The following is a 13791-nucleotide window of genomic DNA, read 5'->3' as shown; positions in this document are numbered from 1 at the left end:
TGTAGCATAAAATACCCAAATGGGAAACAAAATCTCATATGGGTATTTTCTATTCGCGCGTGGAAAATTATGCCAGAGTCCCGGCCGCATGTTTGGGGAGATGGTTTGTTGAGAGAGTCGAAGCTTTCCGTCGGATCGGACACCATCACGGCGCGCGCTGATCGCCTGAAGGCGGCGATAAGGTTCGGCGGCGGCAATACAAAGGTGGCCGAGCGTTCTGGCGTGCCCTTTAGTACATTAAGCAATTATCTGGCAGGCCGCGACATGAAGGCGGATGCGATGGTTACGCTCGCTCGCGCATGCGGGGTGTCACTGTCGTGGCTAGCGTCGGGCGATGGAGCGATGACGAATGACGGGCTCGAGTTGACGGGGCAGAAACCCGATTCGGTGGCGTTGAAATTTTTTCATGCCGAGCCGTCGGCTGGAAGGGGCATTACCCCTGATGAGTGGGAAGGATATGACGAATACGAATTGCCTCGCCATTTTCTTGCGGGCGTTTTCGGGACTTGGAAAAAGGATTTATTTCTGGTCCGCGTCCAAGGGGACAGCATGCAGCCGTCTATCAATCCTGGGGACACACTCCTCGTGGATTACACTCCCGACGCCTTGGCCCAAGCGATATATGTGATGAATTTCCACGGTATGTTCATCGTCAAGAGGTTAACGATCAAGGACCGAGAAACCTTCACAGTAACAAGCGACAATGCCCGTTACCCGTCGTTCGACGTGCCTGTAGAGCAGGTGGCCTGGGTGCGTGCTGGGGAGGCGCGTGACCTGACGATTATCGGCCGCGTAATGGCGAGATTTCAGCCAAATATTTGATAGGTAGGGGAGAGATTCTCGATATCGGGCAGGCGGGATTCGAACCCACGACCCCCAGTCCCCCAGACTGATGCGCTACCAGGCTGCGCTACTGCCCGTCATATCGGTGAGGCTGTTTAGCAGGGCGTTGAGAACGCCGCAAGCCCGCGCGTTCGGCACAGCAGCTGTAGCGTTGCGATTTACCGCCTACCCCAGATAGTGGCGTAAAGCCTCCAGTTCCACCAATATCTCCGACAGTTCCTCTCGAAGGCGATTGGCGTCGATACGAGGGGGCGGGGCAGTAACGGTTGGGATGGAGTTCAGATCAGCGGGTGCCACGGCGCTTTCACTATCCGGAGCCATATCGTGATCCGCAGGACTGGATGTGCGGGACGTATCAGGCTGGCTGGCTACTACATCCGGATCGTCGGAGTGTTCGCTCTCCTGTCCGCGCAAAACGCGTTGGACGCCACGAATGGTGTATCCCTGAACGTATAGAAGCGTAGAAATGCGCTTGAGGAGTTCGACATCCTCCGGGCGATAATAACGTCGCCCCCCGCCGCGCTTGAGCGGCTTTACCTGTTCAAAGCGCGCCTCCCAGAAGCGCAGCACATGCTGAGGAACGTTCAACTCGTCGGCGACCTCGCTGATCGTTCTGAACGCCAGCGGTCCTTTTCGCCCTTTCAGGTCCCCGTCTTCATGCGCCTGATCCGCAGACGGCGGCAAGTCTTCACTGAAGTCAGCTGATCCAGCCGTTGCGCTGGTCATTCGTCCAAATCCGCGTCGGTTTCAGTTGTGAGCTCCTGCCCATTCGCCTTGGCGCGGAGTATCTGGCTCGGCCGGAAAACGATCACGGAGCGCGGAAGGATTGGGATTTCGACGCCTGTCTTGGGATTGCGCCCGCTGCGACGCCCCTTTTTGCGCACCATGAATGTTCCAAAGCCGCTGATTTTGACGGTCTCGCCCGTCTCAAGCGTCTGTCCCATCGTTTCCAGAACAGCTTCAAGCAGGGCGGTCGAGTCGCTTCGCGACAGCCCGACCTGCGTGTAAATCTGTTCCACCAAACTTGCGCGCGTAACAGTGCTCATGGAGCGAGGGTAACACGCCATGATCCCTCGTCAATCGGGACACGCAACGTGTGCAGCGCTCTACATTCGAGCGAGCGCAGAACCCCAGGTCAGGCCGCCGCCCAGCGCTTCCATCAAAACGAGATCGCCACGTTGAATCCGCCCATCTCGCACGGCTTCATCAAGAGCAAGAGGGATCGACGCCGCAGAGGTATTCGCATGACGTTCGACCGTCACCACCACGCGTTCGATCGGCATCTGAAGCTTGCGCGCGACAGCCTCGATAATGCGGATATTGGCTTGGTGCGGCACCAGCCAGGAAACGTCCGCGTAGGTCAGCCCCGCAGCATCAAGAGCCTCGTCAACCGATGAGGACAGCTTGGCCACAGCGTGACGAAATACATCCCGCCCGCTCATGCGTAAGTGACCCGGATGCTCGCGACGTCCAACGGCGCCGTCCACATAAAGCAGATCGCCCGTAGAGCCGTCGGCGTGCAGGTGGGTGCCGATCAGTCCGGTCGATCCGTCGCCGTCAGTCGCGCGCAGTACTACAGCGCCCGCGCCATCGCCAAAAAGCACGGCGGTTCCACGATCGGACCAGTCGAGAATCCGCGAGTAAACCTCGCTGCCGATGACCAGAATCGTGCGGGCCTGCCCGGATCTGATAAACGCATCCGCAGACGACAGAGCGTATATGAAGCCACAACACGCCGCTGAAACGTCGAACCCGAAGCCGTGTGTGACGCCAAGCTGGTGTAAAACGCGGACCGCCGTGGATGGAAAGGCTTGGTCTGGAGTGGCTGTAGCCACGATTACCGCGTCAACGTCCTTGGGCGCGATGCCGGCAAACTCCAACGCCCTTTCGGCCGCCCGAGTCGCCATGCTGACCGCCGTATCTTGCTCGCCAGCAATGTGACGCTGGCGGATGCCAGTACGTGCGCGAATCCACTCATCAGACGTGTCGAACCGTTCGGACAGCTCGTCATTCGTCACTACGCGTTCAGGCAGGTACCCGCCAAAACCAACCATAGCGGAGCGAGTCGTCATATCTATTTACTCTCAAAGCACGAAAACGGCCCCGCACTACGAACGCAGATTCGACGCCGCTTCAGGTTGACAGCACCGCGTCCTCACGCTCCTGCCCGGCCGCGGACTTTCCGCCCGTCAGGGACGGCATATGCAGCAGGCCGTCGCGGATGCTTTCGTTGAAGCCATGCGTGACCATATCCATAGCCACATCGAATGCCGACGCGAAGCCCTCGGCGTCCGTGCCTCCGTGTGATTTGACTACCACGCCGTTCAGGCCGACGAACACGGCCCCGTTGTAGCGCCGGGGATCCAGCCAGTCGCGCATGCGCTCCAGGGAGGGGCGAACCAGAAGATACCCGATTCGTCCCAGCAGACTGCTGGTGAAGACCTGTTTGAACAGGCCTGACGCCAGCTTCATTGTCCCTTCGCCGGTCTTCAGCGCGACATTGCCGGTAAATCCGTCGGTCACGACGACGTCGGTCGTGCCCGCCGTAATGTCGTGGCCTTCGACGAAGCCGTAAAACTGCGAGGCAAGAGGGCTGTCACGCAGAGCTTCCGCCGCCTGCCGCAATTTCTCATCGCCCTTGAGTTCTTCGGACCCGACGTTGAGGAGCCCGATAGTGGGCGCGGGGAGGCCAAGGACGGCCTTGGCGAAGGCGCAGCCCATGACAGCGAATTCGACAAGATTGCGCCAGTCGCACGTGACGTTGGCCCCAAGGTCCAGCATCACGGCGTCACCCTTCATGGTCGGGTTGATCGCCGCCATCGCGGGGCGTGAAATCCCTGGAAGGGTTTTGACGATAATCTTGGCGAGGGCCAGCATGGCCCCGCTGTTGCCCGCGGAGACCACGCCGCGCGCATCGCCATTCGCAACTGCGTCCATGGAGAGCCGCATCGACGAGTCGCGAACCCGCAACGCCGCCGTGGGCTTCATGTCCATCGCAATTGAGGAGGCGGCATGGCGGATCGTGCAGATCGCCGCAGCTTTCGGGTGCTTCGGCAGGATCGCCTTCAGACGGGCCTCATCGCCGATCAGAAGAACCCGTGCGCCCGGATGACGATCGGCCGCCACCGCGAGACCCGCGATAACGACCTCAGGGCCACCGTCGCCGCCCATGGCGTCAATCGCCAGTGCGTAGGGCTCCTCGGGCGTCCCGGACAGCACGTTGGAGCTATCAGTCATGCTCATGAACGGTTTCCGCCAATCCGATCCAAGCTGGCAGCCGCCGCATCAAAGCGACAATAGTCTCCCCGGCGGCCGTTTTTCAGGCGCGAACCGCGACCTTAAGCGCCTTGCCGGCGGCGATGACTTCACGGCCATCGTAGTGTCCGCAGTGGCTGCAGATGTGGTGCGGACGCTTCAATTCGCCGCAGTTTCCGCATTCAGCGCTGGATTCGACGCGCAGAGCCTCATGGCTGCGACGCATGCCGCGACGTGAGGGGGAAGTTTTTCTTTTAGGTACAGCCATGGGTCCGAGCCCCTCCAAACTGGAATCAGCCCGGAGCCGCATAGCGCGAAGCCGGACAAAAACATCAATTGAGCGGGGGCCTCTACCAGACGGGCGGCGGTTTCGCAAGAACCCAACGGTCTGTCCGATTAAGGATCCCCGCGTCCGATTTATTTTTGACGACGCTTCAACTGCTCCAACGCCGCGAAGGGACGACGCGTCGGGCCGTCGTTCTCTCGCTCGTCGCTATTGCCCGCTCCGCCCTCGTCCCCACGCCATTCCGCCGGAATTTCGACCCCTGGCCGACGCGGGTAGGGATCGAGAATCAGGCCCAACTGCTCGGTCGCCGCCTCTCCAATGTCGATGTTGTCGCCCGCGTAAGGTGTCTCATCGATGGAGTCGACGTCGCTGAGATCGTCCTCGCGCATGTCAGTCTCAGGAACGAATCTGACAGCGAAACGCTCGACCAGTGCGTCCTCGAACGGTTCCAGCGTGACGACGCAGATTTGCGTCAGACGTGTGGTGAGCGTGGCTTCGGCGAGAACTCGCCCTCGGGCTTCCGCGTTCAATCGGTAGCGACATGAAAAGCTCGCAATCGCAGGCAGCCCTAGGCGCCGAGCCATGGCGTTTCTCTCGATTTCATTCGCTTCTATCGAGACTTCCCGCGGAGCACCCGACTGGCTGCTGCGCAACGACCGCACCAGGATCGGGCGGGAAAATTCGAGAGATTCATGATCGGCCATATTCTGCAGTCCCCAACGTGCCCGGCGTCTATGGCGTCGCCGTCCGACATGATTGACAGAAAGCATGCTATCAGGCACCGGACAATCAAGTCCCGCGATTTCCGATCGACGCCCGGCACGTGGCGTTAATAGGATCGCAGCGCCTGCGAAGGATAGCAGACCTCTCGATGCCAGCATGCGAAACGCCCTTGTCCCCTCCGACTGGCCTCCGACCGCGCCGCGGCCGCGCCGCGCTGGCTCCGATGCTGGTTCTGGTCGGCTCCGCTTGCCTGCTTTCGGCCTGCTCGTTCTTTCAATCGCCCCCGATGCCGCGTGGCTCGCTCATCGAGGCCGACGACTACACCCAGCTCAAGCCGGGCGTCAGTAACCGCGCGGATGCGATTGATCTGTTGGGATCCCCGACGACGAAAGCGACCTTCGACGACAATACATGGATTTACATATCCATGATGACCATACCTGAGCCGGCGAGCTTTCCGCGCATCACCAAGCAGCAGGTCGTCGTGCTTAATTTCGATCCGGCAGGCACCCTGCGTTCCTTGAGGACGCTGGATCTGAAGGACGCCAAGAAGGTTGGCATGGTTGGCGCAGTCACGCCGACGCCTGGCACCAAGATCAACGTCATGCAGCAGATCCTGGGCAACGTCGGACGTTACAACCCGATGTCTGGCATGGGCAGCACCTTCGGCGGATCGACTGGCCCCATGGGCAGTAACAACGGTCCTGGTCACGGCGGCACCGGCAACAGCTTGCCTTGATCCAGATTTAACTTGTCGACTCTGGGTCTGACTACGAGAATCCCAGAGTCACCGTGGAAGTGTGATCTTTACATTGAGGCCGCCCATCCGGCTGCTCTCCAGCCGGATTTCTCCTCCGTGCGCCCGCGCGATATCGCGCACGATAGTGAGGCCGAGCCCGGTTCCACCGCCCCCCGTACCGCTGCTGAACGCGCGGAACACATCTTCCCGACGGTCTGCCGGTATGCCGGGGCCATCGTCGTCAACCTCGATTACCGCCGTGTTTCGTTCCCCGCGACCGGAGAGCCAAACACCTGCGCCGTGTCTGCGTGCATTCTCTGCGAGATTGCTGAGCATCCGGCGCATCGCATCCGGACGCGCCTGCAGCGTAATGCCGGGGCTGCAATCCACAGCATGCAACGCAACGCCAGCCCGCCGCGCCGATGCGGCCACATCGTCGAGTAACGCGGCCAGATCCATTGTGACGGGATTCTCCGCACCCTCTCCGCGCGCAAATGAGAGGTAGCTTTCGATCATGCGCTCCATTTCCGCGACGTCGGCGACCATGTCTGCGATATCTTCGCGGAGGTCGGTGGCGTCCAGAGAACCTGTATGCGGCAACATCGCCAGGGATAGCCGCATGCGCGTAAGTGGGGTGCGCAGGTCATGCGACACTCCGGCAAGCACGGCGGTGCGCTGTGACACGAAGCGAAGAATGCGATCTTGCATGCGGTTGAACGCAACTGCGGCCTTGCGAACTTCCTGCGCTCCTTCAGGGCGAATCGGTCCCGGATCGCGCCCAAGGCCAAACTGTTCGGCGGCCTTCGCCAGCCGACGTATCGCCCGAACCTGATTTCGCATGAACAGGGCCGCGATGCCGAATAGCAAAATCGAACCGCTAAGCGCCCACAGCACGAACAGCCATATTTGTCCGACATCAAGGCGTTTGCGCGGCGCCTCCACCGAGATTACGCCGTCCGGGACCTGAATATCGATGAACACCGTATGTTCGTCGCGCAGCCAGTCGATAAAAAATGGATAGGCGACGATCTCCTGCATGGCGCGAACGAGATCATCGTCCATGGGCCCGAGGACGTGCGTCGATCCGAACCGCGTCAACCGTTGCCCTGGTCGCCAAGTCATCGCCAATTGCGTGCGATTGCGCGCTGTTGTGATCAGCCAGGCCCGATCGCCGCGTGCGTGATAACGCTCCATCAAATCGAGAGACAACGCGATCTCGGAGGCAACGCTGTCCGAAAAGCGGCGCGAGACGACGCGCAGGTAGTTCCCGTAGAAAAGTTCGAGAGCGATGCCCTGCGTCACCAGTAGCGGGAGCAATAGAATCAGTAGTGAACGGGCGAGAAACGAACGAGGCAGCACACGGCGTACCGATCTGTCGACGCGCTCTTCGCTCCACATGCCGCGCCATCGTAACATGCCGAAAATCGTCGCCTCCAATAGGAACCGGTCGTCAATGGGTCCACGGCCGCTCGGGCGCTCCGAATGTCGTCGGGCAAGAGCTGCTTAGTCGTCAGGACAGTCTATACTTTGGGCCGAAGGCAGGAGTCTGATCGATGGGCTGCCATGAGAAGAAGCCTTTGCTTTTCGTCCTATCAAACAGCTCCGGCAGACCAAGGGCGTCTATCGCAAAAAGACATGGCGGCCTCGATATCCGAATGGTCGGCTCTGGACCGGGCGTTATGTGGGTGGGGTGGAAACGTCCTAGAAGCCCGGCTTCAAAACGTATCCCTTGCCCCGAATGGTGTGCAGATAACGTGGCTCTCGCGGGTCCGGCTCGATCCTGCGCCGCAGCCTCGTCACCTGCACGTCGACAGCGCGCTCGCCGATTTCCGTCATGTCCAGGGCAACGGCGATTTCCTCGCGCGACAGCACCTCGTTCGGGCGGCGCGAGAGCGCTGCGAGAAGCGCGGCCTCGCCGCCAGTCAGATGCACCGGGCCATTTTCGCCCGTCAGCACGCCGCGCGCCGGGTCGAATTCGACCATGCCCAACCGCACGACACGCAGGTTATCCGCAGGCGCCGAGGGCGTCAGTCGCCGCAGATGCGCTTTCAGGCGCAGCAGCAATTCGCGCGGTTCAAACGGCTTGCCAAGATAATCATCAGCTCCGGCTTCAAGACCAGTGATCCGGTCCTCGGGTTCGCCACGCGCCGTCAGAAGCAGGATCGGGATGTCCAGTCCCTGCGTCCGCAGTGCGCGTGTCAATTCGAGTCCCGTTTCCCCCGGCATGGTTACGTCGAGCACGATGGCGTCAGGCAGCATGAACCCCAGTGCCTGCCGCGCCTCAAGCGCCGACGCCGAAGCGGTGACGCGAAAACCGTGTTCGACCAGATAACGCTGTAACAGCCGCCGCAGGCGAGGGTCGTCGTCCACCACCAGCACGTGGGCGCCCGACACGCTTTCGTCGCGCGCCACCTGAAAAGGCGCGGGCCGTTCGTTGAGGACGCTCCTATCTCCAGCCTGCTCACTTGCCATCGCGAGATCTTCCTTTCATAGGCTCTCTCGTCTGGGGAGAACCTCCCAGAAGCGCCTTGCTCTCAGGCGTCAGCAACCCTCTGAGCACATGGCGGAATCCCGCAACGGCTGGGCCGCCTGCGTCACGATAAGCGGCGACAAGACGCTCCCGCTGCACACCGAATAGCCGTGCTTCGGCAGCTTTTCCTGTCGCAGTCAACTCCAGAAACCGGCAGCGACGATCCTGCGTCCCGGCGCACGCCGTCACCATCCCCCGATCCTGTAATTCCGACAGCGTTCGCGCAAGACTCTGTTTCGTGACCCCCAGGGCGTCTTGCAGGGAGCCGACGGTCATTCCGGGGTGAAGCGCGAGCATCTGCAGGGCTCTATGCTGCGCGCCGCCAAGTTTCAGTTCTTCAAGCACCGGGGCTATGGCCTCGCCCATGTCGCGCGCCGTCAGGATCAACAATTCCTGCGCGAGCCTGAGCTGCTGCTCGCGTAAAAAAAGTACGCCGTCGCCGGGCGCATCCTCAGCGTCAGTCGATGTCTTGCGCTGCTCGATCGCCATGGTTCAGCCGACGCCTGGACGAAAGCGCGTAGAGAGTTTTTGCCGACAGGCGCCAATACGCCGCGTACGTTCAAGTCCGGCGTCAAGGATGCGCTCAACTTTTCCTCGATCATCGCTCGCAAGCCACGTTGCGAACGTAGGGCCATATACGGCCGACAGGGACACGCGCTTTGTCGCCCAGGTGAAGCCTGAGGCTCCGTCGCCTGCGGCTTCCCAGATCGCATTCACTGTCCGCATCGCGATCCGCGCAGCTGCGGCCTGTCCGCATGGGCGCGCCAGAAACGCCACTGCGCGGCGCTCTGCCGCCTTGTAAGGCGTCAACGCATCCAGCCGCTCCAGCACGGCGCGTCGTACGCGTCGGCTCAGGCGGGGTTCCTCTGCTTCAGACCCCGCCATAGCGGCGAGCATCCACCGATCCGCCAGATCGCCCCAGGCTTCAGTGACCTCGCGCAGTCCGCCCGGAAACAGAAGGTCGGCGTCGGGGCCGGCCGCTCTCTGAAGGGTTGCTATCGACCAGCCTGCCTGCCCGGCCTCGTTGGCGAACGCTTTCAGCGCCGAGTCGCGTTCCTCGCTGCATTCGATCGCTCGGGGGACGGCGAGGCGTGTCGCCAGCCCGATCACGAACGGTCGCCCTGAATCTGGTCGAGCTGGAGATGGCGCTCGGCTTCAGTGTCAAAGCCGAAGAGACGCAGATCGGTCATGCGCATTGGGTACAGAACGCCATCAAGGTGATCGACCTCGTGTTGCAGCACATTCGCCTGAAATCCGCCGACTTCGCCGGCGACTCGTTCGCCCCGTCGGTCATATCCCTCATAGAAGACCCGCGTGTAGCGCGGCACCCAACCACGCAGGCCCGGAATAGACAGGCAGCCCTCGAGGCGCAGCGTCGTCTCGACGCCTGAAGGCTTTAACACCGGATTCACCAGCACCTTGACGCTGTCGTCCTGATCGCTCTCTTCCTCGACGCGGCCACGTGGTGTGCGATATACGATTATTCTTTTGGAAACATGCACTTGCGGAGCCGCCAATCCAGCGCCAGCCGCATCGAACATCGTCTCGATCATATCGTCGATAAGGCTCTGCACGGCAGGGTCGTCAATCGCGTCGACGATCTGGGCCGTGGCGAGAAGCACAGGGTGCCCCATGCGTGCTATCTTGAGTAACGCCATAAGACAAAGATCACCCCTGCAGACTGCACGAACGATAGCCCGATGCGCCGTTCAGGAAAACGTGTTCAGCGGAATCGAGTTGTCTTTTCCTGTTCGGCCGTGCTAAGCAGCGGCCCTCTTCGACGTAAGGGCGTCTCAGGTCGCCGCTTTCGTCCTTACCAATCGGCAAGAATCCGGCGCGCCGTCACGGTCACCAGGTTCGATCAGGAGTAGACCACGCAGTGCAGGTTCTCGTTCGCGACAACAATGTCGACCAGGCTCTCAAGGCGCTCAAAAAGAAAATGCAGCGCGAAGGTATTTTCCGCGAGATGAAGCTTCGTCGTCATTACGAGAAGCCGTCTGAGCGCCGTGCGCGTGAAGCGGCCGAGGCCGTGCGTCGCGCTCGCAAGATGGAGCGTAAGCGTCTCGAGCGCGAAGGCTTCTAATTCGCCTCAGTCCAGGCGGATTATGCGTAAAACCGGCTTCGTCTGAAGCCGGTTTTTTTTTGCCTTCACGGGTGCGGCAAGCTGACCGACGCAGGAGAACTCACTTCGCGTCTCCGGCGGTCTATCTTGCTTGCTGAGGTTCGAACGAGCAGGTTGGTGAGGCGCGAGACCGACATTTCTGGGGCGTGTCTGTAGAGACGCCGATATTTTGGTTCGTGTTGCTAATTCTGGCGCTAGCCCGGTCATGTAGCCGTGCATGGGTGATCATGAACTTTCCAATCAGACCATGAGAGTTTTCTCCTTCGAGTGTTCAAGAGGGTCTCGCATAGAGATTTATGTCTGAGGCGTGAAATAGGGGGTTGCAGAGACGAATCCTCTCGGCTACATAGCCCCTCGTCCGCACCCGTAGCTCAATTGGATAGAGCACCAGACTACGAATCTGGGGGTTAGAGGTTCGAGTCCTTTCGGGTGCGCCAGATTATTTCTGAAAATTTTTGAAATTGGCCTTTCGGTCTTTTTCCCTGTCAGAAGTTTCCGAACTCACTCCGGACTGATCCTATACGGTGCCTGATCCGCTTCGCTTGCAGGCGGTGACGTCCACTCGCTGCTCACGCTAGCGACGTCTGGCCTCAGGCTAGGACAGGGTGTCTGGCGGCGCTGAAACCGTTTCACGCTCTTGTCCCCAACATGATCGAGATCCGGCTGCGACGCGAGGCGCTGAGGGGCGCGTCACACGTCTGGATGGCTGCCTCGCCAAGGCTCTCGCTCAGCGCTTGAGCTTGCGCTCGCGGTCGACGAGAACCAGCAGATCTCCCGTGGAGCGCGCCAGGCGGCGGCTTCGTTCGCCCATTCGGTTACATTCTGTCCCTGAACGACCTGCCAGCCCCGCGAGAGATTGTATAACGCCGCGCCCGCCGTCTGCAGTTCGGCGTCGCTCGGCGGGAGTTGGCCCCAGTCGGCGTAGACGCCCTTTATCTGGGTACGGGCGGCGTCGCTTTGGGTCAGGGTCTGGACCGCGCCCCAGAACGTCGCTTGACGCGCGCCAATCTGTTGCTCGACACTGCTGATCCACACGTCGTTTGTAGGGACGGTCTGTCCTGTGACGAACTGCACCTGTTGTTGCAGGATATCGGTGTCGAGCGTCGCCAGTCCTTGGATAGGCCTGAGCCAAGGTAAATCCGCGATTGGCCATCCAATCCATGTTATCGGCGTAATAGCTCGCATAGACCTTGTCGTCTGGCTCTATGCTCCGAACATCGCGCACGACCTGTTTAAGAGCATCCCTCGTGATATCCTGATACGCAACAGCGCTTCGAACAACGTGCAGGGTTGCTCCGTTCGCGAGGTTCGCCTGCCGAAAAATGAATAACTTACCTCCCCTGTGGCGCCCTGATCGTCGCTGATTTTTGAGAAATATTTCGAACTCGCAGAACATCTATCGACAACGAGTGGCGCTCATCAGATTAAGGTGCGCGGGGAATTTCCCTGATGTTGCAGGCGCGCTTGGCTTTCAGACGTCAATGATGATGAGCTTCCCGTTAACCTCTGACGATAGGAAAGCGGTTCCTTGACTTTAGAACGCGGCGCCGTCGATCACCGTGACGACGCCATTGTTGCGCGTTACTGTTGGATCGTTGAGGTTGTCCGGCGCACGCTGCTCAGGGCACGATACGGCCCTCGGCTGGCGAGAGAAATAAGCGTCATTAACAGCTATATTGTGCCGGGCGGCAAGGTAAGCCAATTGCGCATAGCGCCACACGAGTTGTGGTTCACAGGCGAGCATTGGCTCCAGTTGCAATGCAGTCGCGCCGTCCAGACGGGCGTCAAAGCGAGCCTGTTCCGTCGTAAAAGGCGTTGCTTCCCAGCTTAACGCCAGACGTGCGTCCGCACGCAGCCGCTCGGTGTCAAGAAGTTGCACGGTTACGCCAAAAGCCAGCAGCCATGGCCGCCACCGAGTGAAGACCGCAAAGCGTACACAGGCAATCATTGCGAGATCCAGAACTGGCCAGATCAATCGTAGACTGACCCTGAATTGATCAATCGTGTCAGCGACGTGGACAAGCGAAAAGTAACGCAGCCAGTTGGCGATCACGTGGCCTTGAGTTGCACCAAGAGCCAGTGCGAGAACCGCGAGAAACAAGCCGCCATGGTTCCGGATCGCTGCGATCAACTGCGATCGTACTTGAGCGAACAAGAGCAGAACTGCCGGCATCACGATAAGCCCGGCGCCTGCATAGGCGACACCGGCGTCGACGCCGGGTAGTGAGTCGGGAATCCACGTCCACTGCGGAACAAGGCGAACGATGGGTCCGAGAAAATCGCGCAGCAAAAGGGGATACAGTGCGACGTGGTTAGGTTGAACCGCGTCCAGACCGATCATGCGAGCCAACAGACGGATCGCAAGTAGCGTCACGCCTAGGGCGCAGCCTGACGCGGCGGCTGTGGGCCACTGTCCTCGCAGAAGCGGCGTCAACACTCCGGCGCCGAAGACTGCGAGCACCATCAGCATCAGGTAAGGATGGATAAGCAAGCAGGCGATCGACAATATGGACAACGCCACCAGAAGCCGAAGCGGGGTCTGGCTGTGGCGGACAAGACGAAAGTAAAGCCCGAACGCCGTTAAAACGACGAAATGACCTGTGAGCGCCTGTTCGGCCGGCTCAGCGACAATATGAGGTATGCCGACGGATAGTAATGCGATCGCCACGGCCGAGCCGATGTCGCGGCAGCCTGTGCCGCGCAGAGCGAAGACAGCTGCGATCGGCTGCATCAGGTAAGAGAGCGCCAGATATGGACCAAGCGATTGTTCCATCCACGGCGTGAGCGGATGAAGCGTTTTGAAAATAATTGCGACGAGGGGATTGCTGTCGGTCAGTGATATTGAAACGCCGTTCGCCAGTTTTGGCGCTTCCAGAAGCGACCACCTCCATGGCTGCTGCAGAAAATAAAGTAACCCTGTCATATGTTGCAGATCGTCGAATGTGGCCGCTCGTGCTCGCAACAATGATGGGTCGTTCAAATATTGATCGGGGACGCCGATCAATCCAGCGGGCAGCTTCCCAGTGATTACACGTAAAGGCAAACAGTGGAGCGCGAAAGCGAGACCAACGGCAGCGGCCAACCCGTAACTAAAAAAACGAACGGTCGAGGCACGCAAAGTGACGATTTTCACAATTTTATACCTGACACGATTGCGGACTGGTCAACGGCTCGATCGTTTCAGTCACGACGTCGACAGTGAATTCAACTCATCTACGCGAGGTTATGATTGCATAAAATAGTATACTTGGAGGGATCGAAGAGCCGTTGATTGATGCGCTTGGCCCGTAATT

General features: G+C 60.0%; 16 protein-coding genes and 2 tRNA genes. 4 read left to right on the top strand and 14 right to left on the bottom strand.

Going from position 1 to position 13791, the window contains the following annotated elements:
* Window positions 1–69: 69 nt before the first annotated feature.
* Window positions 70–822, top strand: coding sequence for an XRE family transcriptional regulator (locus tag HK28_RS02980; protein WP_086643134.1), 753 nt, complete (start codon window positions 70–72; stop codon window positions 820–822).
* A 24-nt stretch (window positions 823–846) separates the two neighbouring features.
* On the opposite strand, the gene HK28_RS02975 is transcribed toward HK28_RS02980, so the two are convergent.
* From HK28_RS02975 to HK28_RS02945, 7 genes are all read right to left on the bottom strand, one after another.
* Window positions 847–920: transfer RNA gene (locus HK28_RS02975), tRNA-Pro, on the bottom strand.
* Window positions 921–1008: 88 nt separating this feature from the next.
* A complete protein-coding gene (locus HK28_RS02970; protein WP_086643133.1) occupies window positions 1009–1569 on the bottom strand; it encodes a MerR family transcriptional regulator in 561 nt (186 codons plus the stop codon).
* Window positions 1566–1889: an integration host factor subunit alpha gene (locus HK28_RS02965; protein ID WP_086643132.1), complete on the bottom strand. Its 324-nt coding sequence runs from the start codon at window positions 1887–1889 to the stop codon at window positions 1566–1568. The genes HK28_RS02970 and HK28_RS02965 overlap by 4 nt, the downstream gene beginning before the upstream one ends.
* A gap of 60 nt (window positions 1890–1949) precedes the next feature.
* Complete coding sequence (locus HK28_RS02960; RefSeq protein ID WP_086643131.1) at window positions 1950–2915, bottom strand: beta-ketoacyl-ACP synthase III; 966 nt, start codon at window positions 2913–2915, stop codon at window positions 1950–1952.
* Window positions 2916–2976: 61 nt separating this feature from the next.
* Window positions 2977–4086, bottom strand: a complete 1110-nt coding sequence (gene plsX, locus HK28_RS02955) for a phosphate acyltransferase PlsX (protein ID WP_086643130.1) — start codon at window positions 4084–4086, stop codon at window positions 2977–2979.
* A 76-nt stretch (window positions 4087–4162) separates the two neighbouring features.
* Entirely contained in the window at window positions 4163–4366 is a 204-nt protein-coding gene (gene rpmF, locus HK28_RS02950) for a 50S ribosomal protein L32 (protein ID WP_084440511.1), read from the bottom strand.
* A gap of 149 nt (window positions 4367–4515) precedes the next feature.
* Window positions 4516–5088, bottom strand: coding sequence for a DUF177 domain-containing protein (locus HK28_RS02945; RefSeq protein ID WP_086643129.1), 573 nt, complete (start codon window positions 5086–5088; stop codon window positions 4516–4518).
* Window positions 5089–5330: 242 nt separating this feature from the next.
* Between HK28_RS02945 and HK28_RS02940 the strand changes: the two genes are divergently transcribed.
* On the top strand, window positions 5331–5846 hold the full coding sequence (locus HK28_RS02940) for an outer membrane protein assembly factor BamE (RefSeq protein WP_086643224.1): 516 nt from the start codon (window positions 5331–5333) through the stop codon (window positions 5844–5846).
* Between the two features lie 48 nt (window positions 5847–5894).
* Here HK28_RS02940 and HK28_RS02935 read toward each other — a convergent pair whose 3' ends face one another.
* The 5 genes from HK28_RS02935 to def all read right to left on the bottom strand — a co-directional run bounded on the left by HK28_RS02935 (window position 5895) and on the right by def (window position 10034).
* On the bottom strand, window positions 5895–7262 hold the full coding sequence (locus HK28_RS02935; RefSeq protein ID WP_086643223.1) for an ATP-binding protein: 1368 nt from the start codon (window positions 7260–7262) through the stop codon (window positions 5895–5897).
* Between the two features lie 285 nt (window positions 7263–7547).
* Window positions 7548–8318, bottom strand: coding sequence for a response regulator (locus HK28_RS02930; RefSeq protein WP_086643128.1), 771 nt, complete (start codon window positions 8316–8318; stop codon window positions 7548–7550).
* Window positions 8308–8865 (bottom strand): MarR family winged helix-turn-helix transcriptional regulator, encoded by a 558-nt coding sequence (locus tag HK28_RS02925; RefSeq protein WP_086643127.1) that lies wholly within the window; start codon window positions 8863–8865, stop codon window positions 8308–8310. The genes HK28_RS02930 and HK28_RS02925 overlap by 11 nt, the downstream gene beginning before the upstream one ends.
* Window positions 8866–8868: 3 nt before the next feature.
* Window positions 8869–9486: a hypothetical protein gene (locus HK28_RS02920; RefSeq protein WP_086643126.1), complete on the bottom strand. Its 618-nt coding sequence runs from the start codon at window positions 9484–9486 to the stop codon at window positions 8869–8871.
* Window positions 9483–10034 carry a peptide deformylase gene (gene def / locus HK28_RS02915; RefSeq protein ID WP_086643125.1) on the bottom strand — a complete coding sequence of 184 codons (552 nt, stop codon included), beginning with the start codon at window positions 10032–10034 and terminating at the stop codon, window positions 9483–9485. Before def ends, HK28_RS02920 begins: the two co-directional genes overlap by 4 nt.
* 221 nt (window positions 10035–10255) lie before the next feature.
* Between def and rpsU the strand changes: the two genes are divergently transcribed.
* Both rpsU and HK28_RS02905 read left to right on the top strand, forming a co-directional pair.
* Entirely contained in the window at window positions 10256–10459 is a 204-nt protein-coding gene (gene rpsU / locus HK28_RS02910) for a 30S ribosomal protein S21 (protein WP_084440514.1), read from the top strand.
* Window positions 10460–10858: 399 nt separating this feature from the next.
* Window positions 10859–10935 (top strand) — tRNA-Arg (locus tag HK28_RS02905).
* A 253-nt stretch (window positions 10936–11188) separates the two neighbouring features.
* On the opposite strand, the gene HK28_RS02900 is transcribed toward HK28_RS02905, so the two are convergent.
* Window positions 11189–11683: a hypothetical protein gene (locus tag HK28_RS02900; RefSeq protein ID WP_086643124.1), complete on the bottom strand. Its 495-nt coding sequence runs from the start codon at window positions 11681–11683 to the stop codon at window positions 11189–11191.
* Window positions 11684–12032: 349 nt separating this feature from the next.
* A complete protein-coding gene (locus tag HK28_RS02895; RefSeq protein ID WP_143217298.1) occupies window positions 12033–13421 on the bottom strand; it encodes a DUF6311 domain-containing protein in 1389 nt (462 codons plus the stop codon).
* Between the last annotated feature and the right edge of the window lie 370 nt (window positions 13422–13791).

It is taken from the genome of Acetobacter sp. DsW_063 (genome assembly GCF_002153745.1).
Taxonomy (GTDB): domain Bacteria; phylum Pseudomonadota; class Alphaproteobacteria; order Acetobacterales; family Acetobacteraceae; genus Acetobacter.
Note: the sequence above shows the minus strand (reverse complement) of the source record. Positions and strands in the feature narration are given on the sequence as shown.